Origin of the sequence: Stenotrophomonas sp. SAM-B (genome assembly GCF_013387485.1) — a bacterium.
GTDB classification, from domain to species: Bacteria; Pseudomonadota; Gammaproteobacteria; order Xanthomonadales; family Xanthomonadaceae; genus Stenotrophomonas; species Stenotrophomonas maltophilia_AA.
The window spans coordinates 299,503-322,944 of sequence record NZ_JABBXB010000004.1; the positions used below are offsets into that span (position 1 = coordinate 299,503).

At 65.6% G+C, this 23,442-nt stretch carries 23 protein-coding genes; 14 read left to right on the forward strand and 9 right to left on the reverse strand.

Features of this window, described 5'->3' with window-relative positions; all coding sequences use genetic code 11:
* Positions 1–74 precede the first annotated feature (74 nt).
* From HH110_RS11480 to ykgO, 6 genes are all read right to left on the reverse strand, one after another.
* Positions 75–1,295 (reverse strand): TraB/GumN family protein, encoded by a 1,221-nt coding sequence (locus HH110_RS11480; RefSeq protein WP_176989786.1) that lies wholly within the window; start codon positions 1,293–1,295, stop codon positions 75–77.
* Between the two features lie 4 nt (positions 1,296–1,299).
* On the reverse strand, positions 1,300–1,830 hold the full coding sequence (locus HH110_RS11485; protein WP_123729052.1) for a GNAT family N-acetyltransferase: 531 nt from the start codon (positions 1,828–1,830) through the stop codon (positions 1,300–1,302).
* A gap of 20 nt (positions 1,831–1,850) precedes the next feature.
* Positions 1,851–2,738, reverse strand: a complete 888-nt coding sequence (locus HH110_RS11490) for a carbon-nitrogen hydrolase (RefSeq protein WP_176989787.1) — start codon at positions 2,736–2,738, stop codon at positions 1,851–1,853.
* A gap of 337 nt (positions 2,739–3,075) precedes the next feature.
* On the reverse strand, positions 3,076–4,110 hold the full coding sequence (locus HH110_RS11495) for an agmatine/peptidylarginine deiminase (protein ID WP_176989788.1): 1,035 nt from the start codon (positions 4,108–4,110) through the stop codon (positions 3,076–3,078).
* Between the two features lie 47 nt (positions 4,111–4,157).
* Positions 4,158–4,484 (reverse strand): hypothetical protein, encoded by a 327-nt coding sequence (locus HH110_RS11500; RefSeq protein WP_176989789.1) that lies wholly within the window; start codon positions 4,482–4,484, stop codon positions 4,158–4,160.
* Between the two features lie 181 nt (positions 4,485–4,665).
* On the reverse strand, positions 4,666–4,791 hold the full coding sequence (ykgO, locus tag HH110_RS11505; RefSeq protein WP_057628212.1) for a type B 50S ribosomal protein L36: 126 nt from the start codon (positions 4,789–4,791) through the stop codon (positions 4,666–4,668).
* 194 nt (positions 4,792–4,985) lie between these two features.
* On the opposite strand from ykgO, the gene cmk reads away from it, so the two are divergent.
* The 8 genes from cmk (at position 4,986) to galU (ending at position 13,295) form a co-directional block, all read left to right on the forward strand.
* Entirely contained in the window at positions 4,986–5,666 is a 681-nt protein-coding gene (gene cmk / locus HH110_RS11510) for a (d)CMP kinase (protein WP_176989790.1), read from the forward strand.
* 194 nt (positions 5,667–5,860) lie between these two features.
* The gene (rpsA, locus tag HH110_RS11515) at positions 5,861–7,546 is read left to right on the forward strand and encodes a 30S ribosomal protein S1 (RefSeq protein ID WP_176989791.1); all 1,686 of its coding nucleotides are present in this window, start codon (positions 5,861–5,863) and stop codon (positions 7,544–7,546) included.
* A gap of 87 nt (positions 7,547–7,633) precedes the next feature.
* On the forward strand, positions 7,634–7,939 hold the full coding sequence (locus tag HH110_RS11520) for an integration host factor subunit beta (protein ID WP_019183098.1): 306 nt from the start codon (positions 7,634–7,636) through the stop codon (positions 7,937–7,939).
* A 103-nt stretch (positions 7,940–8,042) separates the two neighbouring features.
* Complete coding sequence (locus HH110_RS11525; protein WP_121042138.1) at positions 8,043–8,327, forward strand: LapA family protein; 285 nt, start codon at positions 8,043–8,045, stop codon at positions 8,325–8,327.
* A gap of 6 nt (positions 8,328–8,333) precedes the next feature.
* Positions 8,334–9,512, forward strand: coding sequence for a lipopolysaccharide assembly protein LapB (gene lapB / locus HH110_RS11530; RefSeq protein WP_176989792.1), 1,179 nt, complete (start codon positions 8,334–8,336; stop codon positions 9,510–9,512).
* Positions 9,513–9,515: 3 nt separating this feature from the next.
* Positions 9,516–10,490, forward strand: coding sequence for a glycosyltransferase family 4 protein (locus HH110_RS11535; protein ID WP_176989793.1), 975 nt, complete (start codon positions 9,516–9,518; stop codon positions 10,488–10,490).
* 16 nt (positions 10,491–10,506) lie between these two features.
* Positions 10,507–12,414 carry a nucleoside-diphosphate sugar epimerase/dehydratase gene (locus tag HH110_RS11540; RefSeq protein ID WP_176989794.1) on the forward strand — a complete coding sequence of 636 codons (1,908 nt, stop codon included), beginning with the start codon at positions 10,507–10,509 and terminating at the stop codon, positions 12,412–12,414.
* Entirely contained in the window at positions 12,414–13,295 is an 882-nt protein-coding gene (gene galU, locus HH110_RS11545) for a UTP--glucose-1-phosphate uridylyltransferase GalU (RefSeq protein ID WP_176989795.1), read from the forward strand. Before HH110_RS11540 ends, galU begins: the two co-directional genes overlap by 1 nt.
* A gap of 243 nt (positions 13,296–13,538) precedes the next feature.
* Here the strand turns inward: galU and HH110_RS11550 are convergent, their stop codons facing one another.
* From HH110_RS11550 to HH110_RS11560, 3 genes are all read right to left on the reverse strand, one after another.
* Entirely contained in the window at positions 13,539–14,747 is a 1,209-nt protein-coding gene (locus HH110_RS11550; RefSeq protein WP_176989796.1) for an acetyl-CoA C-acyltransferase, read from the reverse strand.
* Positions 14,748–14,837: 90 nt separating this feature from the next.
* Complete coding sequence (locus tag HH110_RS11555) at positions 14,838–17,210, reverse strand: 3-hydroxyacyl-CoA dehydrogenase/enoyl-CoA hydratase family protein (RefSeq protein ID WP_176989797.1); 2,373 nt, start codon at positions 17,208–17,210, stop codon at positions 14,838–14,840.
* A 44-nt stretch (positions 17,211–17,254) separates the two neighbouring features.
* On the reverse strand, positions 17,255–17,917 hold the full coding sequence (locus HH110_RS11560; RefSeq protein WP_176989798.1) for a TetR/AcrR family transcriptional regulator: 663 nt from the start codon (positions 17,915–17,917) through the stop codon (positions 17,255–17,257).
* A gap of 319 nt (positions 17,918–18,236) precedes the next feature.
* Here HH110_RS11560 and ndk point away from each other — a divergent pair, with 319 nt between their 5' ends.
* Genes ndk through bamB form a run of 6 tightly spaced genes read left to right on the forward strand, consistent with a single transcriptional unit; the run spans position 18,237 to position 23,438 of the window.
* Entirely contained in the window at positions 18,237–18,662 is a 426-nt protein-coding gene (ndk, locus tag HH110_RS11565) for a nucleoside-diphosphate kinase (RefSeq protein ID WP_008265389.1), read from the forward strand.
* Positions 18,663–18,672: 10 nt separating this feature from the next.
* The gene (rlmN, locus tag HH110_RS11570; protein WP_176989799.1) at positions 18,673–19,878 is read left to right on the forward strand and encodes a 23S rRNA (adenine(2503)-C(2))-methyltransferase RlmN; all 1,206 of its coding nucleotides are present in this window, start codon (positions 18,673–18,675) and stop codon (positions 19,876–19,878) included.
* Positions 19,865–20,662, forward strand: coding sequence for a type IV pilus biogenesis/stability protein PilW (gene pilW, locus HH110_RS11575; protein ID WP_176989800.1), 798 nt, complete (start codon positions 19,865–19,867; stop codon positions 20,660–20,662). The genes rlmN and pilW overlap by 14 nt, the downstream gene beginning before the upstream one ends.
* 6 nt (positions 20,663–20,668) lie before the next feature.
* Positions 20,669–21,532 (forward strand): RodZ domain-containing protein, encoded by an 864-nt coding sequence (locus HH110_RS11580; protein ID WP_176989801.1) that lies wholly within the window; start codon positions 20,669–20,671, stop codon positions 21,530–21,532.
* 59 nt (positions 21,533–21,591) lie between these two features.
* The gene (locus HH110_RS11585; RefSeq protein ID WP_176989802.1) at positions 21,592–22,230 is read left to right on the forward strand and encodes a tetratricopeptide repeat protein; all 639 of its coding nucleotides are present in this window, start codon (positions 21,592–21,594) and stop codon (positions 22,228–22,230) included.
* On the forward strand, positions 22,230–23,438 hold the full coding sequence (gene bamB, locus HH110_RS11590; protein WP_176989803.1) for an outer membrane protein assembly factor BamB: 1,209 nt from the start codon (positions 22,230–22,232) through the stop codon (positions 23,436–23,438). Before HH110_RS11585 ends, bamB begins: the two co-directional genes overlap by 1 nt.
* Positions 23,439–23,442 lie beyond the last annotated feature (4 nt).

Sequence of the window (23,442 nt, forward strand, 5' to 3'; positions counted from 1 at the left end):
TTGGGCGGGCCTCCTTTTTTCGCGAACCGTATCCACGCATGGCGTGGCCTTTCGATTCACCGCCTGCGCGGGAATCACCCCGCGACCTTTCCCCACACCTGGAACCCGGTCAGCCACAGGCCCAGCATGCTGCCCAGGTTGGTGAGCATGAAGGTCAGCACTACGCGGGTCACCCGGTTCCGATACCAGCCCCTGACGCTCTGCGCATCGTCGCGCAGCTTCAGGAAGTCTTCGTAGGCCGGCTTGCGCAGGCGCGCTTCCACCAGCGCGGAGAACGCACCGGTCGGGATGCTCAGCCGGAACGGCTTGAACGGCGCGACCACGATCGCGGTCAGGATGCTCAGCGGGTGGCTGCCGGCCAACAGGCAGCCCAGGCCCGCCAGGCCACCGGTATACATCGCCCAGACCGCCAGCAGTTCGCTGCCGACACCCAGTCCGCCACGGTAGAAGCCCACGCCGATGCCGGTCAACACGATGGCCAGGATCGCCAGCGTGATCCACGGAATGTTGCGCTTCTTTGGCACGTCTTCCAGCGACTCGCGCAGCGGCCCCGGCGCGTCGGTGTCGGTTTCCAGGTACTTGGCGAGACCGGCCAGATGACCGGCACCGACCACGGCCAGCACTTCGCGCTGGGCCGGGTCGTGCACTTCACGCAGCCTGGTGGCCATGTAGCGGTCGCGCTCGCCGATGATGGTTTCGTACAGGGCAGGGCTCTCGCTGGCGAACTCGCCGAAGCTGGCTTCGAGCATGTCGCCCTGCTTGAGTTTCTCGATCTCGTCTTCGCCGACTTCTTCGGAGGCGAACAGGCCGGCACCCAGGCCCATGACCAGTTTGATCTTGCCGACGAAGCCCAGCCGCTGCGAGGCGCGCTTGAAGGTCAGGCCGACCTCGCGGTCGATCAGATGCACCGGCAGGTTGCGTTCGTTGGCCATCACCACCGCGCGCTTGAGCTCCGCGCCCGGCTCGATCTCGAGCTGTTCGGCCAGGCGGCGCTGGTAGGCGGCCAGGGCGAGATTGGCGGCGAACAGGGCGACGCGACCCTTGCGGATGACCTCGACCAGATCCAGCTTGGCCAGGGCATCGGGGTTGGTCAGCGCCTGCAGGCGCTGCGCGTCGAGCTCGACCGCGACCGCATCGAAGCGGCCACTCTCGATCGCACGTTCCACCGCTTCCACGCTGGTCTGCGAGACGTGCGCGGTGCCCAGCAGGGTGTAGCGCACGCCATCACGCTCGACCACGCGCACGGGTTGGCCGGCGAACAGGGTGTCGCCGGCGTCAATCAGGGTATCGGTCATTGCATCATTCATTCGAAGGGGCGCTGTCGGCACCATCGCCGAGCGCGCGCTGCATCTGGACGGTGTCCAGCCAGCGGCCATGCTTGCGGCCGAGGCCGCGGAAAACGCCGACGGTCTGGAAACCGAAACGCTCGTGCAGTTTGATGGAGGCGGTATTGGTCGGCTCGCCGATCACCGCCACCATCTGCCGGTAACCACGGGCGACGCAGGCATCGATCAGGCCCTGCATCAGCGCGGTGCCGACGCCGCGGCCCTGGAACGCCGCATCCACATAGACCGAATTCTCCACGGTCCACTGGTAGGCGATCCGGCCGCGATAGGTATTGGCGTAGGCATAGCCGGCCACCTGGCCATCGACCTCGGCCACGATGTACGGAAAACCGCGGCCGACGATGTCCTGCATGCGGCGGCGCATTTCCGCCGCCTCCGGGATCTCGTACTCGTAGGTGTTGACGAAGTCGGTCACTTCCACCGCATAGATCGCAGTGATGGCCGCGATGTCGGCATCGGTGGCGTCGCGCAGGTGCACGGTCACGGTGGGGGCGTCCTGGTCGGTCAGTCGATGTAGCGCTTGAGCAGATCGCCGTACGCGTCGATCCGGCGATCGCGCAGGAACGGCCAGATCCGGCGGACGTGTTCGCTGCGCTGCAGGTCGACATCGCAGACCAGCACGGTCGGCTCGCCACCGGCTTCGGCGATGAACTCACCCTGCGGGCCCAGCACGTGGCTGTTGCCCCAGAACTGGATGCCCGAGGCGCCCAGCGGCGAGGCCTCATGGCCGACGCGGTTGCAGCTCAGCACCGGCACGCCGTTGGCCACGGCATGACCACGGTGGCTCAGCACCCACGCATCGCGCTGGCGGCCCTGCTCGTCCTGCTGGTCATCCGGGTCCCAGCCGATCGCGGTGGGGTAGAGCAGCAGTTCGGCGCCGGCCAGCGCCATCAGGCGGGCGGCTTCCGGGTACCACTGGTCCCAGCACACGAGCACGCCAAGGCGACCCACCGAGGTATCGATCGGGTTGAAACCCAGATCGCCCGGGGTGAAGTAGAACTTTTCGTAGAAGCCCGGATCATCCGGGATGTGCATCTTGCGGTACTTGCCGAGCAGGGTGCCGTCCTTTTCGAAGACCACGGCGGTGTTGTGATACAGCCCGGCAGCGCGACGTTCGAACAGCGAGCCGACGATCACCACGCCGTGCTTCTTGGCCAGTGCGCCCAGGCGCTCGGTGCTCGGGCCCGGAATCGGCTCGGCCAGGTCGAATTCATCCACCGACTCGTGCTGGCAGAAGTACGCGCCGTTGTGCAGTTCCTGCAGCAGGATCAGCTTGGCACCCTGTGTGGCCGCTTCAGCCACGCGCGCTTCGATGACGGCCAGATTGGCCTCAGCATCGCCGTGGTTGCGCTCCTGGATCAGGGCGACGGAAAGGGTGTGGCGTGAGCTCATCCGGAGACGGTCCTGCAAGGGGAAAAACGCAGTTTATCGCGGATGGGTGCACGCAGCGTGCTGGCTGCTAAATGGGCAGCGCCCACGCGTCGGTAGTGCCGGCCGCTGGCCGGCTCTGCAGGAAACATCGAGACAAGCCCAAGCGCGTGGTCTGCAGGCTGCGGCGGCTGGGCTGGCGGGTGCGGAGGTGCGGGACGCGCCGTAAACCCTTCCCTGGGGGCTCGTGGGCGCCATCCATGGCGCCCTGACGGTCCCGCACCTCCACACCCGCCATCCCTTCGACAGTGCGTCGGTGGCCTGGCAAACAGCGGTAGCCCACGACCGTTGGTCGTGGCGCTTAAGCCAACAACCCCGCCGGCAGCTGCATCGTGATGCAGTGCAGGCTGCCGTTCTGCCAGATCAGCGAGCGGCACGGCACCGGCACGATCTCGCGGTCCGGATAGGCCTGGGCCAGCACCGCACGCGCGGCCTCGTCGGCGACATCGCCGTAGGCCGGCATCAGCACCGCGCCATTGAGGATCAGGTAGTTTGCGTACGAGGCCGCAAGGCGGCGGCCCTCGTCGATCACCGGCTGCGCCCACGGCAGCGGGAACAGGCGGTACGGCTGGCCGTCGCGGGTGCGCAGCGCAGCCAGTTCGGCACCCATCGCCTGCAGTTCGGCATAGTGCGAATCGCCGGCGTCATCGCAGGCCTGGTAGACAATGCTGTCGGTCGAGGCGAAGCGGGCCAGGGTATCGATGTGGGCGTCGGTGTCGTCGCCTTCCAGATAGCCATGGTCCAGCCACAGCACGCGGTCCTGGGCCAGCCAGGTGGCCAGGTCGGTGCTGAGCGATTCGCGGCTGCGATCCGGATGACGCTCGTGCAGGCACTGCCAGGTCGTCAGCAGGGTGCCGGCGCCATCGGTCTCGATGCCGCCGCCTTCCAGCGCGAACGGAATGCTCTGCAGCTCCGCAGCGCTGAACAGCCCGGCGGCGTGCAGCACGCCGACCAGCTGGTCATCCAGGCTGGCGTCGAACTTGCCGCCCCAGCCGGTGAAGCGGAAGTCCAGCAGACGGAAGCCGCCATCGGCGCGCTTGAGCGTGATCGGGCCGGAATCGCGCAGCCAGGTGTCGTCGTACTGGGCCGTCACGAACCGCACGCGGTCCGTGTCGATCCGGTTCGAGCGCAGGCGCGCGTCGGCGTACGCCTCCAGGTCGTCGTCGGCGACGATGATCACCACCGGCTGGAAGCGGGTGATGGCAGCGACGAGGGCGATGTAGGTGTCCTCGACGTCACCCAGGCGGTCGGCCCAGTCGGTGTCGGCGTGGGGCCAGGCGATCAGGATGGCGGACTGGGATTCCCATTCGGCCGGAAAGCGGAGCGTGTCGTTCATGATCTCAGTGCGAAGGCCCGCCGGCGGGCGGGCAAGGGGTAGGGGGGTCAGCGGATCGGCGGTTTCGGCCCGATCTCGTTGGCGTCGGCGCGGTTGGCGACCACGTCGATCACCTTCTGCTTTTCGAAGTAGACGGTGAACTGTGGGTAGACCCAGCGGTTGATCGTCGGCCACTGCTGCTTCTGTCCGCCGCGCGGTTCCAGGCGTTCGCCCGGGTCGCCGAACTGGGCCTGGACCTGCTGCATGCTCTGGCCGCGGACGGGCAGGGCGATGGCGGGCTTCTCACGGCTACGGTCGATCAGCAGGGTGTCGGCGTGGGCACTGGAAACGGCCAGGACGGCCAGCAACGGCAAGGTGGTCAGGTAACGCTTCATCTCGAACTACTCCCCAGTGGTCAAGAATGCGGAAGGTCTCACGACGGCAGGTCTCACGACCAACGGTCGTGAGCTACCCGGCGATTACAACAAAAATGGCAGCAAAAAGCCGCCCGGAGGCGGCTTTTTGTTCATCGCCCGGTCCGGTGAGGGACCGGTGGCGGCCGTGAGGCCAGCCGGCTCAGCGCTGGCGAGCCTTGAAGCGCGGGTTCGACTTGCAGATCACGAAGATCTTGCCGCGGCGACGGACGACCTTGCAGTCGCGGTGACGGGTCTTGGCCGACTTCAGGGAAGACAGGACTTTCATTGCATACCTCGGCGTAAACGTTGGATTCGGTTGGAGCGCGGCCGCGATATGCAGATGACAATCGGCAGGTGACGCCCGTTCAAGCCCGCCATTCTACCGGGCTTTTCCCCATCCTTTCAAGTGGTTGGGCCAAAAAAGTCTCAGGCCACCCCGGGCAGGGGCTAGAATGGGCGGTCACATCTATCGGGAAACCCATGAATCAGCTTCCATCCGTGCTCACCATCGACGGTCCTTCCGGGGCCGGCAAAGGCACTGTCAGCCGCATTGTCGCACGCCGGCTGGGCTGGCATTACCTGGATTCGGGCGCCCTGTACCGGGCGGTGGGCGTGGCCGCCAGCTGGGCCGATATCGATACCTCCGACGCCTCGGCGCTGGTCCGCTGCACCTTTGATACGCACGTGCGGTTCGTGGAATCGGCCGACGGCGGGCTGCGGGTGCTGGTCAACGAGACCGATGCCACCGACGAGCTGCGGCTGGAGACCACCGGCGCCCTGGCCTCGGCGATCGCGGCCATCCCGGAAGTCCGGGCGGCGCTGAAAGAGCGCCAACGCGCATTCAGGATGGAGCCGGGCCTGGTCGCGGACGGTCGGGACATGGGCACGGTCATCTTCCCGGACGCCCCATTCAAGGTCTTTTTGACCGCCAGCGCCGAGGAACGGGCCGAGCGGCGGCATAAGCAGTTGAAAGACAAGGGTGTTTCGGTTAACTTTGACGACCTCCTGCGCGAGATCATGGCCCGCGACGCCCGTGATGCACAGCGCACAGTGGCGCCCCTGAAGCCGGCAGACGATGCCGTCATCATCGACACCAGTGGTATTGGCATCGACGCCGTCGTTGCCAAGGTATTGGATCTGCTTCCGGTTTCGGGTGCCTGATCCGTTGTAAAGGAGGGCCGTCAGGGCATCGACGGTGTCGCACCATCGCAAGGCAACAAAAGCTCCGTCCCGCAATGATGCGTGGCGGTTTTCCTACTTAACACACGACCTGCGTTTCCGGGGTCGACCAACAGGCGGGCAGTATGCGGTTCCCTTCGGGGGCCAATGCCCATGTGTCCAACAGAGTAAATCTAATGACCGAATCATTTGCAGAGCTGTTCGAAGCCAGTCAGGCCAATCTGGCCAAGCTGAAGCCGGGCTCGATCGTCAGCGGTGTCGTTGTTGAAGTCCGCGGCGATGTCGTGGTGATCAACGCCGGCCTGAAGTCCGAAGGCATCGTGCCGATCGAACAGTTCCGTAACGACGCTGGCGAGATCGATGTCGCTGAAGGCGACGTCGTCAAGGTTGCCCTCGATTCCATCGAGAACGGCTTCGGTGAAACCGTTCTGTCGCGTGAGAAAGCCAAGCGCGCGATGGTGTGGGACGAGCTGGAAGAAGCGTTGGAAAAGAACGAAACCATCACCGGCCGCATCAGCGGCAAGGTCAAGGGTGGTTTCACCGTGGACATCAAGGATGTCCGCGCGTTCCTGCCCGGTTCGCTGGTGGATGTGCGCCCCGTGCGCGACCCGGCCTACCTGGAAGGCAAGGAGCTGGAATTCAAGCTCATCAAGCTGGACCGCAAGCGTAACAACGTCGTTGTGTCCCGTCGTGCAGTCGTCGAGAGCGAGCATTCGGAAGAGCGCGAGCAGCTGATGGACAAGCTGCAGGAAGGCGCGATCCTGAAGGGTGTCGTCAAGAACCTGACCGATTACGGCGCATTCGTTGACCTGGGCGGTATCGACGGCCTGCTGCACATCACCGACATGGCCTGGAAGCGCGTGCGCCATCCGTCCGAAGTCGTGAACGTCGGCGACGAGCTGGACGTCCGCGTGCTGAAGTTCGACCGCGAGCGCAACCGCGTTTCGCTGGGTCTGAAGCAGCTGGGCGAGGATCCGTGGGACAACATCGCCCGTCGTTACCCGGCCAACAGCCGCGTCTTCGGCAAGGTCTCCAACGTCACCGATTACGGCGCATTCGTCGAGATCGAGCCGGGCGTCGAAGGTCTGGTTCACGTGTCCGAAATGGATTGGACCAACAAGAACGTCAACCCGTCCAAGGTTGTGCAGGTCGGTGACGAAGTTGAAGTCATGGTCCTGGACGTCGACGAGGAGCGTCGCCGCATCTCGCTGGGCATGAAGCAGGTTGCCGCCAATCCGTGGGAAACCTTCGCTGCGATCCACAAGAAGGGCGACAAGGTGTCGGGCCAGATCAAGTCGATCACCGACTTCGGCATCTTCATCGGCCTGGACGGCGGTATCGATGGCCTGGTGCACCTGTCCGACATCAGCTGGAACACCACCGGCGAAGACGTGGTCCGCAACTTCAAGAAGGGCGACAACCTGGACGCCGTCGTCCTGGCCGTCGATCCGGAGCGCGAGCGCATCAGCCTGGGCGTCAAGCAGCTGGAGCAGGATCCGTTCGGTCAGTACATGGCTGCCAACCCGAAGGGTTCGAAGGTCGAAGGCGTGGTCAAGGAAGTGGACGCCAAGGGCGCTACCATCGAACTGGCTGACGGCATCGAAGGCTACGTGGCTGCTCGCGACGTTGCGAACGAGCGCGTCGACGACGCGACCCAGTTCCTGAAGGTCGGCGACAAGGTTGAAGCCAAGTTCGTGGGCATGGATCGCAAGGGTCGTACCCTGCAGCTGTCGATCAAGGCCAAGGACGACGCGGAACTGCGCGAAGTGCTGGAGGAATACCAGTCCTCTTCGGCTTCCAGCGGCACCACCCAGCTCGGCGCGCTGCTGCGTGCACAGCTGAACGGCAACAAGTCCGAGTAATCGGTCTGTCGCTGTCGTAGTTTCCTGGACGGCCCGGACATCAGTCCGGGCCGTTTCAGGGTCTGAGTTCCTCCCCAAGAGCCCGTAATGACCAAATCCGAGCTGATCGAAATCCTGGCGCGCCGACAGGCGCATTTGAAGTCGGACGATGTCGATCTGGCCGTGAAGTCGTTGCTGGAAATGATGGGCGGGGCGCTGGCCGGCGGGGATCGCATCGAGATCCGCGGGTTCGGCAGTTTTTCGTTGCACTACCGGCCGGCACGGCTGGGGCGCAATCCCAAGACCGGGGAATCGGTTGCGTTGCCGGGCAAGCATGTCCCGCACTTCAAGCCGGGCAAGGAACTGCGTGAGCGCGTCAGCGCCGTGGTGCCGCTGGAAAGCGATCCTGCCTGAGTGTCCATCCGCCACGGGGCGGATGCATGATTTCCATGGAGTCGGCTGGTAGAGCGGAGTGTTAGTCCGCTACTCTTGAGCCCTACGGAACTGGAGCTGCTGCATGAACATCGTACGTCTGCTGATCCTGCTGGCGGTTCTGGTCGTGGGCCTCATCATCGGTGCCCTCAACTCACAACCGATCATCATCAGCCTGGGCTTTACCCAGATCAATTCCACCACCGGCGTGGCGATCATCATCGCCCTGTTGTCCGGTGCCCTCATCGGCGGCGGCCTCGTGCTCGCCAGCGTGGTGATCCCGCTGTACGCCAAACTGCGCCGTGCGCAGAAGGCCGCGCCCGCCGTGGTCGTGGCACCCCCTTCTTCTTCTACATTCGACGGACGCTGAGCGCCGATGGAATTTGTCTCCGAGTGGTTCTGGTTCTTCCTGTTCCTGCCCCTGGCCGCGCTGTCGGGCTGGGTGATCGGGCGTCGCGGTGGCCAGCGCCATGGCGACAACCAGGTCAGCCATCTGTCCAGCACGTATTTCCGCGGCCTGAACTACCTGCTCAATGAGCAGCCGGACAAGGCGATCGAGCTGTTCCTGCACATCGCCGAGCTGGACAAGGAAACCTTCGAGACCCAGGTCGCGCTGGGCCATCTGTTCCGCCGCCGCGGTGAGGTGGATCGTGCGATCCGCCTGCACCAGGGCCTGGTCAACCGCGCGGACCTGAGCGATCAGCAACGCGTCCAGGCGCTGCTGGCCCTGGGCGAGGATTACATGAAGTCCGGCCTGCTCGACCGCGCCGAAACCGTGTTCACCGAGCTGGCCCAGATCGACCAGCGTGCCCCGCAGGCGCTCAAGCACCTGATCGGCATCTACCAGGCCGAGCGCGATTGGGAAAAGGCGATCGACAACGCCAGCCGCTTCGAGGAAGTCACCGGCGAGCCGATGGGCAAGCTGATCGGTCAGTTCGAGTGCGAGCTGGCCGAGCGCTACCGCGGGGCGGGGAAGATCGACGAAGCGCGCGCCGCGATCGCGCGTGCGTACCAGGCCGATGCGATGTCGGTCCGTGCCGGCATCATCGAAGGCCGCCTGGAAGACGATGCCGGCAACGCCGAAGCAGCGGTCCGTGCGTTCGAACGTGCGGCACGCAACGATCCGGAGTACCTGCCCGAAGTGTTGCAGGCGCTCATGCAGAACTACCGCAAGGTCGGTGATCTCGGCGGCGCACGCGCGTTCCTGTCGGAGATGACCGAGCACTATCGCGGCATCGCGCCGGTGCTGGCACTGACCCAGCTGATGGAAGAGCAGGAGGGCGTCGCGCCGGCGCGCGCCTACCTCGGGCGCCAGCTCAAGGACCGTCCGTCGGTCCGTGGCGAATCGGCGCTGATCGACCTGACGCTCGCCGAGGGCGCCGATTCCACCGCGACCCTGCACGACCTCAAGCACATCACCGACCAGCTGCTGGTCCGCAACCCGGCGTACCGCTGCACCCGGTGTGGCTTCGGTGCGCGCACCCATCATTGGCAGTGCCCGAGCTGCAAGGAATGGGGCACCGTCAAGCCACTGCTCAATTACGCGGTGCTCTGAACCATGATGGTCGCCTGGATGGCGGGGCTGCTGGCGGTGCTGGCGGTATCGGCGGGCGTGACCTGGGGCGCGCGCGCGTATGCGCTGCGTCGCAATCTAGTGGATGAGCCGGGCGAGCGGCGCAGCCACGGCGTGGCGACGCCCCGGGGCGGCGGTATTGCGATCGTCCTGACCCTGCTGCTGGCCTGCGTGGTCGCGGCGGTGATCTGGCCGACCGCCCGGATCACGCTCGCGGTGTTCGCCCTGGGCCTGGTGCTTGTCGCCGGGATCGGCTGGTGGGACGACCATCGGCCGCTGCCGGCGGTGCGTCGCCTGCTGGTCCATGTGATCGCCGCGGCACTGCTGGCCGGGCTGGTCTGGCACGCCACCGGCAATCCCTGGCAGGCGCTGCTGGCGCTGTTGTTCGCCACCTCGTTGATCAACATCTGGAACTTCATGGATGGGATCAACGGCATCGCCACCACCCAGGCGATCCTGGCCGGGCTCGCCTTCGCGATGGTGCTGCCCCCGCCGTATGGGCTGGCCGGCGTGGTGCTGGGACTGGCCTGCCTCGGCTTCCTGCCGTTCAACTACCCGCGGGCACGCATCTTCATGGGCGACGTCGGCAGCGGGGCGCTCGGCTATGCGATCGCGGCCCTGGTCTGCCTGGTCAGTGTGCGTACGGATATCCACTGGCTGCTGTTGCTGGTGCCGCTTTCGGCCTTTCTTGTGGACGCGGGCTTCACATTGCTTTCGCGCATCCTGTCCGGACAGCGCTGGATGGAACCCCACACGCAGCATCTCTATCAGCGCGCGGTGAAAGGTGGTGCAAGCCACACTTCCGTCACCGGGGTGTATCTTGTTTTTGGAATATTCAGTGCGGCAGTGTTTAATGCATGCACGAATTTGCAGCCGAGGTGGGAGGCTGCCGTGGCCATCGCGTGGTTGATCCTCGCGTCCGGTCTTTGGCTGCTCCTGCGCAAGGGAATGCGCAACTAGAAGGATTACGCTGTTTATGACGCCTTGGCAGGACCGACTTACCGGCTTGATGCCCCGTGCGGCCATCGTCGCCCACGACCTGTTCATGGTCTGGGCGTGCTGGCAGCTGCTGCATGCGGGGCGCTACTCGATGCTGGCCGATGCGCCGGCGTTGCCGCTCTGGAACATCGATACCTCGCTGGTGCTGATCATCCAGGCCGTCGTGTTCTGGCGGGTGGGCCTGTATCGTGGCCTGTGGCGCTTCGCCAGCGTCGCCGATCTGCTCAACATCTTCAAAGCCAGCTTCATCGGCCTGCTCGCGATCGTGGTGGCGCTGGCCTACAAGCGCTTCGATGGCGTCCCGATGTCGGTGCTGGTGATCTATCCGTTCGCGCTGTCGGCGCTGCTGGGCGCCCCGCGCCTGCTGTATCGCGCGTGGAAGGACTACCAGGCGCTGCAGTCGGACGTCACCGCCCGCCGCGTGCTGATCCTCGGTGCCGGCCAAGCGGCCGAGGCACTGGTCCGCGATCTGCGTCGTTCCGGTGATTTCGAACCGGTCGGCCTGCTCGACGATGCCCCGCATCTGCAGGGCGCCAAGCTGCAGGGCCTGCCGATCCTGGGCACGCTGGAAGACGCCCCCGCCGTGGTCCGTGAGACGGCCGCCAAGCTGCTGGTGATCGCCATCCCGTCGCTGGATGCCGTGGGCATGCAGCGGGTGGTGGCCATCTGCGAAAGCACCGGCGTGCCGTTCCGCATGGTGCCCAAGCTCAATGACATCCTGCTCGGCCACTCGTTGCCGGGCGAGCTCAAGGAAGTGGCGATCGAGGACCTGCTCGGCCGCAAGCCGATCCTGCCGGACTGGGCGCTGATCCGCGGCTGGCTGGGGGGCCGCACCGTGCTGGTGACCGGCGCCGGTGGTTCGATCGGTTCTGAACTGTGCCGCCAGTGTGCCCGCCATGGGGCAGGGCGCATCGTGCTGGTCGAGATGAGCGAGCTGCTGCTGCTGACGATCGAGGCCGAGCTGCAGCGCAGCTTCCCGGACCTGGTCGTGGAGGCGGTGCTGGGTGACTGCGGCGATCCCGCGGTGATCCGCCACGCGCTGTCGCTGTCGCGGGTGGACTCGGTCTTCCACGCCGCGGCCTACAAGCAGGTGCCGGTGCTGGAGCGCCAGCTGCGCGAAGCGGTGCGCAACAACATCCTGTCCACCGAGACCGTGGCCCGGGCCTGCGTCGAAGCCCGCATCGAGCACTTCGTCTTCATTTCCACCGACAAGGCGGTCGACCCGGTCAATGCGCTGGGCGCCAGCAAGCGCTATGCGGAGATGATCTGCCAGAGCCTGGACCAGAAGACCAGCCACACCCGTTTCGTGACCGTGCGCTTCGGCAACGTGCTGGCCTCGGCCGGCAGCGTGGTGCCGGTGTTCCGCGAGCAGATCCTCAAGGGCGGCCCGGTCACCGTGACCGACCCGGAAGTCACCCGTTACTTCATGACGATTCCCGAAGCCTGCCAGTTGATCCTGCAGGCGGCCGCCTCGGCTTCGCATGGGGCGATCTATACCCTGGACATGGGCGAGCCGGTGCCGATCCGCGTGCTGGCCGAGCAGATGATCCGCTTGGCCGGCAAGCAGCCGTACAAGGACATCGCCATCGTCTATACGGGCCTGCGCCCGGGCGAAAAACTGCACGAGACGCTGTTCTATTCCGACGAAGATTATCGCCCGACCGCGCATCCGAAGATTCTCGAAGCCGGCGTGCGCACGTTTGCGCGCGAGCAGGTATTGGCCAACGTGCCGAAACTGCGCGAGGCGATCATCAGTTATGACACCGATGCAATCAACAGCATTCTGTTTGCAACCATGCCGGAGTTTTCTCCGCTGCAACAGGACGATCACGTCAGCTCTGCTAAAGTGCTGGCCTTTCCGGCGCGTGAGGCCAACAGGTTCTGATGAGCAAGCGTATTCGTAAGGCAGTATTTCCTGTCGCAGGGTTGGGAACGCGATTCCTTCCCGCCACCAAAACCGTTCCCAAGGAAATGCTGCCGATTATCGATCGGCCGCTGATCCAGTACGCCGTTGATGAGGCGATCGAGGCGGGCTGTGACACGCTGATCTTCATCACCAACCGCTACAAGCATGCGGTCGCCGATTATTTCGACAAGGCCTACGAGCTGGAGCAGAAACTCGAGCGCGCCGGCAAGAAGGAACAGCTTGAGCTGGTCCGCCATGTGCTGCCCAACGGCGTGCGCGCCGTATTCGTGACCCAGGCCGAAGCGCTGGGCCTGGGCCATGCGGTGCTGTGCGCCAAGGCGATCATCGGCGACGAACCCTTCGCGGTGCTGCTGCCGGACGATCTGATCTGGAACCGTGGCAACGGTGCGCTCAAGCAGATGGCCGATGCCAATGAAGCCACCGGCGCCAGCATCATCGCGGTGGAAGACGTGCCGCATGAGAAGACCGGCAGCTACGGCATCGTGGCCACCGAGGCCTTCGATGGCCGCCAGGGCAAGATCAGCGCCATCGTCGAGAAGCCCAAGCCGGAAGATGCCCCGAGCGATCTGGCGGTGGTGGGCCGTTATGTGCTGAGCCCGAAGATTTTCGAGCTGCTCGAAGCGACCGGTACCGGTGCGGGTGGCGAAATCCAGCTGACCGATGCGATCGCCGAACTGCTCAAGACCGAGCGCGTGGATGCGTTCCGCTTCGAGGGCCGCCGCTTCGACTGCGGTACCCATCTGGGCTTGGTGGAAGCTACGATCCGCTTTGCCCTCGACAACGAGAAGCTGGCCGGTCCTGCGCGCGAAGCGCTGCAGAAGATGCTCGCCGAAGGCTGAGGGAACGCCCTCGCACGTTGTAGCGATGGGTAGTGCCGGCCGCTGGCCGGCTCCCGAGAGAACAGAAAAGGGCAGCCGCGAGGCTGCCCTTTTCGTTACCGGCGGTGCACCGACCAACGGTCGGTGCCTACCCTTTGATTTGTTGCCCGTCGCATCGGCGATGCCCGTTGACCGGTGTTGCCCGTTGCATCGGTGATAACCGTTGCATCGGTGCCGACCCATCGGCCGGCACCGATCATTGCCTCACAGCGATTCGAAGATACCCGCCGCGCCCATGCCGGTGCCGATGCACATGGTCACCATGCCGTACTTCTGCTGGCGACGGCGCAGGCCGTGCAGCAGGGTGGCGGTGCGGATCGCGCCGGTCGCGCCCAGCGGGTGGCCCAGGGCGATCGCGCCACCCAGCGGGTTGACCTTGGACGGGTCCAGGCCACAATCGCGGATGACGGCCAGCGACTGCGCTGCGAAGGCTTCGTTGAGCTCGATCCAGTCGAGCTGGTCCTGGGTCAGGCCGGCCTGCTTGAGCGCCTTCGGAATCGCGGCGATCGGGCCGATGCCCATCACTTCCGGGCGCACGCCGGCGACCGAGAAGCTGACGAAGCGGGCCAGCGGGGTCAGGCCGTAATCCTTGATCGCCTGCTCGGACGCCAGCAGGACCGCACCGGCGCCATCGCTCATCTGCGAGGAGTTGCCCGCGGTGACGGTGCCGCCGAACTGGCCGTTGCGGAACACCGGGCGCAACTTGGCCAGGCCTTCAGCGGACGAATCCAGGCGCGGGCCTTCGTCGGTGTCCACGATCCTGTCGCGGGTGATGATGCGGCGGCCGTCAGCCAGGTCGGGCTGGCGGGTGCGCACGTCGTAGGGGCTGATCTCGTCCTTGAACTCGCCGTTCTGGATCGCGGCGATGGCCTTCTGGTGCGAGGCGAGGGCGAACGCATCCTGGTCCTCGCGCGAGACCTTCCACTCTTCGGCGACCTTCTCGGCGGTGATGCCCATGCCGTAGGCGATGGCGACGTGGTCGTTGTCGAACACGCTCGGGGCCATCGCGATCTTGTTGCCCATCATCGGCACCATCGACATCGATTCGGTGCCACCGGCCAGCATCAGGTCCGAGTTGCCCAGGCGGATCTGGTCGGCGGCCATGGCCACGGCCTGCAGGCCCGAAGAGCAGAAGCGGTTGACGGTCTGCGCGGCGATGGTGTCCGGCAGGCCGGCCAGCAGCACGCCGATGCGCGCCACGTTCATGCCCTGCTCGGCCTCGGGCATCGCGCAGCCGATGATCGCGTCATCGATGCGGTTGACGTCCACGCCCGGCGCCTGCGCGACCACGGAGCGGAGCACGTGGGCCAGCATGTCGTCGGGACGGGTATTGCGGAACACGCCCTTGGGCGCCTTGCCCACCGGGGTGCGGGTGGCGGCGACGATGTAGGCGTCCTGGATTTGCTTGGTCATTGCAGTGATCTCTTGAATGTGGGGACAGGTGTGCCGACCAACGGTCGGCACCTACCGGGCGCGGACGGGTCCGTCGCGCCCGGCGCGCCATCAATTACGCAGCGGCTTGCCGGTCTTGAGCATGTGCGCGATGCGGGCCTGGGTCTTTTCCTGCTGGGCCAGTTCGACGAAGTGCTTGCGCTCCAGCGTCAGCAGCCACTCTTCGTCCACCAGCGTGCCGCGATCCACTTCGCCGCCGCACAGCACGGTGGCGATGCGCACGGCGATCTCGTAGTCGTACGGGCTGATGAAGCGGCCTTCCAGCATGTTGACCAGCATCATCTTGAACGTGGCGATGCCGACATCACCGGCGACCTGGATGCGGCGGGCCGGCATCGGGGGACGGTAGCCGCCTTCGGCCAGCGCCAGCACCTCGGCCTTGGCGATGTGCAGTGCTTCGAAGCTGTTGAACACGACCTTGTCGGTCGCGCGCATCAGGCCAAGTTCCTTGGCGTTGACCGCCGAGTTGGAGACCTTGGCCATCGCGACGGTTTCGAAGGTCTTCTTCAGCTCGGCGAACACGTCGCCGCCCGGACCGGCCGCCTGCGAGGCACGCACGGCCAGTTCCTTCAGGCCGCCACCAGCCGGCAGCAGGCCGACGCCGGCCTCGACCAGGCCGATGTAGCTTTCCAGCGCGGCCACGCTCTTGGCGCTGTGCATCTGGAACTCGCAGCCGCCGCCCAGGGCCAGGCCGCGCACGGCAGTCACCACCGGCACCAGCGAATACTTGATCGCCTGGCTGGTGCGCTGGAAGTTGTGCACCATCTCTTCGAACTGGTCGACCTTGCCGGCCTGCAGCAGGCCGAGCGCACCGGCCAGATCGGCACCGGCGGAGAAGGGCTCCTTCTGCTGCCAGATCACCAGGCCCTTGTAGTCCTGCTCGGCGCGCTTGATCGCTTCCTGCAGGCCATTGAGCACGTGGTCGGAAACGGTGTTCATCTTGGTCTTGAAGCTGACCACCGCGATGCCGTCGCCGTCGTGCCACATGCGCACGCCATCGTTCTCGAACACGGTTTCGCCCGGGCTGAAGCTCTCGCCCAGCAGCGGATCCGGGAAGCGCTGGCGCTGGTACACCGGCAGCGCCGAGCGCGGCAGCTTGGCGTTGCGCGACGGGCTGTAGCTGCCTTCGGCGGCGTGCACGCCGTCGCGGCCATCGAACACCCAATCCGGCAGCGGGGCGTTGCTCATGCTCTTGCCGGCGACGATGTCATCGGCGATCCACTGCGCAACCTGCTTCCAGCCGGCGGCCTGCCAGGTTTCGAACGGGCCCAGCGACCAGCCGTAGCCCCAGCGGATCGCCAGGTCGACGTCGCGCGCGGTCTCGGCGATGTCGGCCAGGTGGTAGGCGCTGTAATGGAACAGGTCGCGGAAGGTCGCCCACAGGAACTGCGCCTGCGGATGCTGGCTCTCGCGCAGCTTGGCGAACTTCTCGGCCGGGTTCTTGATCTTCAGGATCTCGACCACTTCCGGGGCGGCGGTGCGATCGGCCGGGCGGTAGTCCTGCTTTTCCAGGTCGAGGACGACGATGTCCTTGCCGACCTTGCGGAAGATGCCGGCACCGGTCTTCTGGCCGAGCGCGCCCTTGGCGATCAATGCATCCAGCCACTTCGGCGATTTGAAGAATTCATGCCACGGATCGTTGGGCAGGGTGTCGCCCATGGTCTTGATCACGTGCGCCATGGTGTCCAGGCCGACCACGTCCGAGGTGCGGTAGGTGGCCGACTTCGGGCGGCCGACCAGCGGGCCGGTCAGGCCGTCCACCTCATCGAAGCCCAGGCCGAATGCCTGGGTGTGATGGATGGTGGACAGGATCGAGAACACGCCGATGCGGTTGCCGATGAAGTTCGGGGTGTCCTTGGCGTACACCACACCCTTGCCCAGGGTGGTGACCAGGAACGCTTCCAGGCCTTCCAGCACGGCGGCATCGGTGGTGGTGGCCGGGATCAGCTCGGCCAGGTGCATGTAGCGCGGCGGGTTGAAGAAGTGCACGCCGCAGAAGCGGTGGCGCAGCTGCTCGGGCAGGACGTCGGCGAGCTTGTTGATGCCAAGGCCGGAGGTGTTGGAGGCCAGCACGGCGTGATCGGCCACGAACGGGGCGATCTTCTTGTATAGGTCCTGCTTCCAGTCCATGCGTTCGGCGATGGCTTCGATGATCAGGTCGCAGTCTTTCAGCTGCTCCAGGCCGGTCTCATAGTTGGCCGGCGTGATCGCCTCGGCGTAGGACTTGCTGGCGAGCGGGGCCGGGCTGAGCTTGCCCAGGTTGGCGATGGCCTTGAGCACGATGCCATCGGCCGGACCTTCCTTCGCGGGGAGGTCGAACAGCACCGTGTCGACACCGGCGTTGGTCAGGTGGGCGGCGATCTGGGCACCCATGACGCCGGCACCCAGCACGGCGGCACGGCGGACTAGCAGGGAATTGGACATGTCGATAAGCCTTTGTTGGTCGGGCAGCCGGGCAGCGCCTGGCTCTACGGGGTGGAAAGGGAGGTCGTCGAAGCGCTCGAGGCCGCGCTGGCGCGGAATCCTGCGTCGGCGAAATGAATCAGTTCCTGGGCGGCATGGGCACGATGCGCCGCTTCGGTGACACCGGCGGGTCGCTTGATCAGGCCGAAGTCGGCCATGGCATAGGTCAGCGAGCCGGCGAGGAAGTCCAGGCGCCAGTACAGCTCTTCCTTGCTCAGCCCCGGCACGCAGGCGGAGATCGCCTTGCCGAAGTCGCGCAGGACGTGGCCGTAATGGTCGGAGAGGAACTTGCGCAGGTTGTCGTTCTTTTCGGCATAGGCGCGGGCGATGACCCGTACGAACGCGCCGCCGGTCTGTCGGTCCTGGGCCATGGCCAGGGCCGGTTCGACGAAGGCGGCCAGCACCGGGCGCAGTTCACCGGGGTGTTCGCGACGAGCGGCGTCCAGCTGGGCCAGGCGCGCCGAGGTCATTTCATCCATCCGGCGGCGGAAGACCTCATTGACCAGGTTTTCCTTGGAACCGAAGTGGTAGTTGACCGCGGCGATGTTCACATCGGCCTGGCTGGTGACCTGGCGCAGCGAGGTGCCCGCGAACCCGTGCAGGGCGAACAGTTCCTCGGCGGCGCCGAGGATGCGGTCCTTGGTGGAGAAGTGGGCGGGTTTGGCCATGGGGCAGGGAAGTTCAATCAAACGATTGTTTGATATTAGACCCGTGGCTGCGCCGTCGCATTGTGCGGCGCAGCAGAAATGGGCGTCCGTTCATCCGCCGCTGTGTAGTGCCTGCCCATGGCTGGCAACCTCGCTGTGCCTGAACGGGGCGGGCTGCCCCATGCGGTCCGGGCCTGCCACGCATGGCGTGGCACTACCGTAGATCCGGAGGACACGTTAGAATTGGCGCACGTATATCAGGCTAAGCCCGCGTTTTGACGCGGGTTTTTTTCATGTTAACCTCGGGCCGATCAAGTGGCCCGCCCAACGGAGTATTCCCATGGCGCTGGAGCGCACCCTTTCCATCATCAAGCCGGACGCCGTCGCCAAGAACGTCATCGGCGAAATCTACGCCCGCTTTGAAAAGGCCGGCCTGAAGGTCGTCGCCGCCAAGTACAAGCAGCTGTCGCGCCGTGAAGCCGAAGGTTTCTACGCCGTGCACCGCGAGCGTCCGTTCTTCAACGCGCTGGTCGAGTTCATGATCTCCGGCCCGGTGATGATCCAGGCGCTGGAAGGCGAGAACGCTGTCCTGGCCCACCGCGACCTGCTGGGCGCCACCAACCCGAAGGAAGCCGCCGCCGGTACCATCCGCGCCGACTTCGCTGAATCCATCGATGCCAATGCCGCCCACGGCTCGGACTCGGTTGAGAATGCCGCGATCGAAATCGCCTACTTCTTCGCCGCGACTGAAGTCGTCTCGCGCTGAGAGTGATGCCGTGAACGAGGTCGTACAGCCCACCGCCATCCCATCCGTGCTCGTGTCGAGCCCGGCTGTGGCCAAGCAGAACCTGCTCGACCTCGATCGCGAGGGTCTGGAGCGCTTCTTCGCCGAGACGCTCGGCGAAGCGCGCTACCGTGCCCATCAGGTGATGAAGTGGATCCACCATCACTACGTCACCGATTTCGATGAAATGACCGACCTCGGCAAGGCGCTGCGCGCCAAGCTCAAGCAGCATGCCGAGGTGCTGGTTCCGAACATCGTGTTCGACAAGCCCTCCGCCGATGGCACCCACAAGTGGCTGTTGGCCATGGGCACCGACGGCAAGAACGCGATCGAAGCGGTCTACATCCCGGACAAGAACCGCGGCACGCTGTGCGTGTCCTCGCAGGTCGGCTGCGCGCTGAACTGCACGTTCTGTTCGACCGCGACCCAGGGCTTCAACCGCAATCTCTCCACCGCCGAGATCATCGGCCAGGTGTGGGTGGCGGCGCGGCATCTGGGCAACATCCCGCACAAGCAGCGTCGTCTCACCAACGTGGTGATGATGGGCATGGGCGAGCCGTTGATGAATTTCGACAACGTCGTGCGCGCCATGAGCGTGATGCGCGACGATCTGGGCTATGGCCTGGCCAACAAGCGCGTGACGCTGTCCACCTCCGGCCTGGTGCCGCAGATCGACCGGCTGTCCGCCGAGAGCGACGTGTCGCTGGCGGTGTCGCTGCATGCGCCCAATGATGCCCTGCGCGAGACCCTGGTCCCGCTCAACAAGAAGTACCCGATCGTCGAGCTGATGGCCTCGTGTGCACGCTACCTGCGCGCCAACAAGCGCCGCGAATCGGTCACCTTCGAATACACCCTGATGAAGGGAATCAACGACCAGCCCGAGCACGCCCGCCAGCTGGCGCGGCTGATGCGCCAGTTCGACAACGCCGTGCAGGCCTCTAACGCGGGCAAGGTCAACCTGATTCCGTTCAATCCATTCCCGGGCACGCGCTATGAGCGTTCCGGCGAAACCGACATCCGCGCCTTCCAGAAGATCCTGCTCGATGCGAAGGTGCTGACGATGGTGCGGCGCACCCGTGGCGACGACATCGATGCCGCCTGTGGCCAGCTCAAGGGCCAGGTCATGGATCGCACGCGCCGCCAGGCCGAGTTCAACAAAACGCTGCAGGACGGGAAAAACCGGGATGCCGCTGCCTGATCGCCGATTGCCAGCCGTTGTTTTCATCGCGCTGGCATTGGCCGGCTGCGGCAAACAGGGCATCAAACCGCCGTCCGGTACCCTCGAGGTCGCGCCGACCTATGAGGCCCGCGACAACCCCGAGATCCGCAAGCGCGTGAACTACCAGGACCAGATGGTCCTGGCCGGCGAGTCGCTGCGTGCGGGCTCGCCGGAGGCGGCCGAAAAACGGGTGCGGGCGGCGATGAAGATCGACGCGCGCCGTCCCGAGGCCTACATGCTGTTGGCGGCCATCGCCGCCCAGCGCGGCAACGAGGCCGAGGCCGGGCAGTTGTACGCCAAGGCCGCCGAGCTGGGCCCGGAGCGCGGCGATGTGCTCAACAATTATGGCGCGTGGCTATGTGCTCATGGCCGACCGGCCGAGTCGCTGGTGTGGTTCGACCGGGCCCTCCAGGCGCCGGGCTATACGACACCGGCCTCTGCCCTGGCCAATGCCGGTGGCTGTGCGTTGGATGCCGGCCAGCCCGAACGGGCGGTTCCGGACCTGCGCAGGGCGCTTGAGATCGATCCGGTCAATGCCTACGCGCTGGAGTCGATGGCCCGCAACGAGTTCGCCCAAGGGCGTTATTTCGAGGCCCGCGCCTTTTCGCAACGGCGTTTGACGGCTGCACCGGCCACACGTTCCGTGTTACAACTTGCGTCTCAAATCGAGGCGCGGCTTGGCGACAGCGTGGCATCCGGTCGCTATCTGCAGCGAATTCATGACGAATTTCCGCAGGATGCGGCACCTAATCCCCGGGGTTGAAGCATTGTGATTGATGACCAGACTGTGAACGCTTTTGATACTGCGGCCGGTTGCGGAGCTCGTCTTCGCCAGGCCCGGGAAGCGGCCGGACTGACCCTGGAGGCCGTGGGGCAGCAGCTGCACATGCCGGTCCAGGTCGTGAAGTCCCTCGAAGACGAGCAGTGGCAGCGCCTCGGCGCGCCGGTCTTCGTCCGCGGCCAGCTGCGCAGCTACGCCCGTCTGCTCAAGGTGGACATCGGCGATATCCTCGAACAGGCCCATATCGGGCCGATCGTGCCGCCGCAGCTGGTCAGCCATACCCATACCCCGCGGGCCCGGCGCATTGCCGAGAGCCTGGGGCGTCGCGTCCTGTATGTCGGCATCACCGCGGTTCTGGCCGTGCCGGTCTGGTTCGCCACCCGCGGCCATTTCGATGGCACGGCGAGCACCCCGAACACCGCCTCGCTGGATGTGATCCCGGCGGCGGTGCCGGTGGCCGGTGGCGAGACCCCGGATCCGGCCGCACCCGCGGCGGTCGAGGCGGCCAAGCCGACGGCACCGGCAGCACCGTACCTGGCATCGCTGACCCCGGTCCCGCGTCCGGCGTCCGCGCCGATGCCGCAGGCCGGCGCGCTGAGCCTGCAGTTCAAAGGCGACAGCTGGGTGGACATCTCCGGGCCGGACGGCGCCACCGTCGAGAAGGCCCTGATCAAGTCGGGCGAGACCCGCAGCTTCGCACCGGGCCAGGTGGCCCGCATGGTGCTGGGCAATGCATCGGCGGTCGAGGTTCAGCAGGCCGGCACTATCGTCGACCTTTCGCCGTACCAGCGAGCCAACGTGGCACGCTTTACGGTATCCTCTGACGGCTCCGTGGTCCCAGTTTCGCACTGAACCGCGTTTCCCCAATCCAATTCAAATAGCTCCTCCTCATGGGCGGGGCGAGAGTACGCATGGCGATCGACGACCTGCTCGACGAGCACGAACAAAGTGAACGCGTCCGCGGCTGGCTGCGGAAGAACGGTGTCAGCATCCTCGCTGGCGTAGCCATCGCGATCGGTGGCATCTGGGGCTGGAAAGAATGGCAGACCCGGCACAGCAATAGCCTGGCCGGCGCCAACGTCCAGTACCAGATCGTCCTCAAGAGCCTGGAAGACAAGGATCTGGAGCAGGCCGCCAAGGGTGTGAAGGACCTGGAAAGCGGCAAGGCCAACATCTATGCCGATCTGGCTGCCCTGCAACTGGCCAAGGCCCAGGTCGATGCCGGCAAGAACGAAGACGCGCTGGCGACCCTGCGCGCGATCAAGGCCGACCCCGAATTCAAGCCGGTGATCGAGCAGCGCGTCGCGCGCCTGCTGGTGGCCACCGGCAAGACCGAGGATGCGATCAAGCAGCTCGGCACCGCTACCGACAGCGCCAGCCTGGAAATCCATGGTGATGCACTGATGGCGCAGGGCAAGCGTGATGCTGCCCGCGAGCAGTATGAGAAGGCGCTCAAGACGCTGGACGTGGCAGCGCCCCAGCGGCGCCTGCTGGAAACCAAGTTGACGGATGCCGGTGGCACCGTCACCGATCCTGCGGAGTCGGTGTAATGAATCAGATGGTCATGATCAAGCGCGTTGCCACGGTTGCCCTGTTGGGCATGGCCCTGACCGGCTGCAGCACGATGAAGGGCTGGTTCGCCGGCAAGGATGCGGCGGCCAAGAAGGCGCTGGAACCGGCCGAACTGGTCAAGTTCGATGCCACCGCCAAGGTCGACAAGATCTGGACGGCCAACGTCGGCAAGGGCGAGAAGCGCATCGGCGTCCGCCAGGGCCCGGTGGTCGCCGATGGCCGCGTCTACGCAGCCGCCATCTACGGTGGCGTGCATGCCATCGACCTGCAGACCGGCAAGAAGGTCTGGACCTACGAGCCGGCCAAGGAAAAGAAGAAGCCCAAGCTTCGTCTGTCCGGTGGCCCGGGCGTGGGTGACGGCCTGGTCGTCATCGGCACCCTGGACGGCGAAGTCATCGCGTTGAACGCGGCCGACGGCACCGAAAAGTGGCGGGCCAAGGTGCCGGGTGAAGTGATTTCCGCACCGGCCGTGGGCCAGGGCATGGTGTTCGTGCGCAGCAACGACGGTCGCGTGACCGGCCTGGATGCCGAAAACGGCACCCAGCGCTGGTTCAATCCGCGCGAGCTGCCGGCACTGACCGTGCGCGGCAACGCGCCGGTCGTCACCGGCCCGGGCGTGCTGTTCATCGGCAACGACGACGGCTCCGTCGCCGCGCTGGCCATGCAGGACGGCCGCACGCTGTGGGACCAGATGGTCGGCACCGGCGAAGGCCGTACCGAGCTGGACCGCATGGCCGATATCGACGGCGCGCCGGTGCTGGAAGGCAATACGCTGTTCGTGAGCAGTTTCAAGAGCCAGACCATGGCGATCGAGGGCCCGACCGGCCGTCCGCTGTGGGCCCGTGATCATGGTGGCGCCGGCGGCGTGGCCCTGACCTCGAGCACTGTGTTCGTCACCGACAACAAGGGCGGCGTGTTCGGCCTGGACAAGGCCAGCGGTTCGGCCATGTGGTCGCAGACGGGCCTGGCCCGTCGTTCGCTGACCGGTCCGGTCATCCACGGCGATTACGTTGTGGTCGGTGATTACAAGGGGTATCTGCACTGGTTGCGGACCGATAACGGTGAGTTCGCGGCGCGCGCCAAGAGTGGCGGCGACGCCCTCCTGGCCCAGCCGGTAGCCGCCGATGGGATTCTGCTGGTGCAGAACGTTGATGGAAAGCTGACCGCATTCCGGTTGGCACAATAAGGAG

Bases quoted from the DNA above. Each gene is read 5' to 3' on its own strand.
- HH110_RS11480 (WP_176989786.1), bottom strand. From the start codon at position 1,295: ATGACCGATACCCTGATTGACGCCGGCGACACCCTGTTCGCCGGCCAA.
- HH110_RS11490 (WP_176989787.1), bottom strand. From the start codon at position 2,738: ATGAGCTCACGCCACACCCTTTCCGTCGCCCTGATCCAGGAGCGCAAC.
- HH110_RS11495 (WP_176989788.1), bottom strand. From the start codon at position 4,110: ATGAACGACACGCTCCGCTTTCCGGCCGAATGGGAATCCCAGTCCGCC.
- HH110_RS11500 (WP_176989789.1), bottom strand. From the start codon at position 4,484: ATGAAGCGTTACCTGACCACCTTGCCGTTGCTGGCCGTCCTGGCCGTT.
- ykgO (WP_057628212.1), bottom strand. From the start codon at position 4,791: ATGAAAGTCCTGTCTTCCCTGAAGTCGGCCAAGACCCGTCACCGCGAC.
- cmk (WP_176989790.1), top strand. From the start codon at position 4,986: ATGAATCAGCTTCCATCCGTGCTCACCATCGACGGTCCTTCCGGGGCC.
- rpsA (WP_176989791.1), top strand. From the start codon at position 5,861: ATGACCGAATCATTTGCAGAGCTGTTCGAAGCCAGTCAGGCCAATCTG.
- HH110_RS11520 (WP_019183098.1), top strand. From the start codon at position 7,634: ATGACCAAATCCGAGCTGATCGAAATCCTGGCGCGCCGACAGGCGCAT.
- HH110_RS11525 (WP_121042138.1), top strand. From the start codon at position 8,043: ATGAACATCGTACGTCTGCTGATCCTGCTGGCGGTTCTGGTCGTGGGC.
- lapB (WP_176989792.1), top strand. From the start codon at position 8,334: ATGGAATTTGTCTCCGAGTGGTTCTGGTTCTTCCTGTTCCTGCCCCTG.
- HH110_RS11535 (WP_176989793.1), top strand. From the start codon at position 9,516: ATGATGGTCGCCTGGATGGCGGGGCTGCTGGCGGTGCTGGCGGTATCG.
- HH110_RS11540 (WP_176989794.1), top strand. From the start codon at position 10,507: ATGACGCCTTGGCAGGACCGACTTACCGGCTTGATGCCCCGTGCGGCC.
- galU (WP_176989795.1), top strand. From the start codon at position 12,414: ATGAGCAAGCGTATTCGTAAGGCAGTATTTCCTGTCGCAGGGTTGGGA.
- HH110_RS11550 (WP_176989796.1), bottom strand. From the start codon at position 14,747: ATGACCAAGCAAATCCAGGACGCCTACATCGTCGCCGCCACCCGCACC.
- HH110_RS11555 (WP_176989797.1), bottom strand. From the start codon at position 17,210: ATGTCCAATTCCCTGCTAGTCCGCCGTGCCGCCGTGCTGGGTGCCGGC.
- HH110_RS11560 (WP_176989798.1), bottom strand. From the start codon at position 17,917: ATGGCCAAACCCGCCCACTTCTCCACCAAGGACCGCATCCTCGGCGCC.
- ndk (WP_008265389.1), top strand. From the start codon at position 18,237: ATGGCGCTGGAGCGCACCCTTTCCATCATCAAGCCGGACGCCGTCGCC.
- pilW (WP_176989800.1), top strand. From the start codon at position 19,865: ATGCCGCTGCCTGATCGCCGATTGCCAGCCGTTGTTTTCATCGCGCTG.
- HH110_RS11585 (WP_176989802.1), top strand. From the start codon at position 21,592: ATGGCGATCGACGACCTGCTCGACGAGCACGAACAAAGTGAACGCGTC.
- bamB (WP_176989803.1), top strand. From the start codon at position 22,230: ATGAATCAGATGGTCATGATCAAGCGCGTTGCCACGGTTGCCCTGTTG.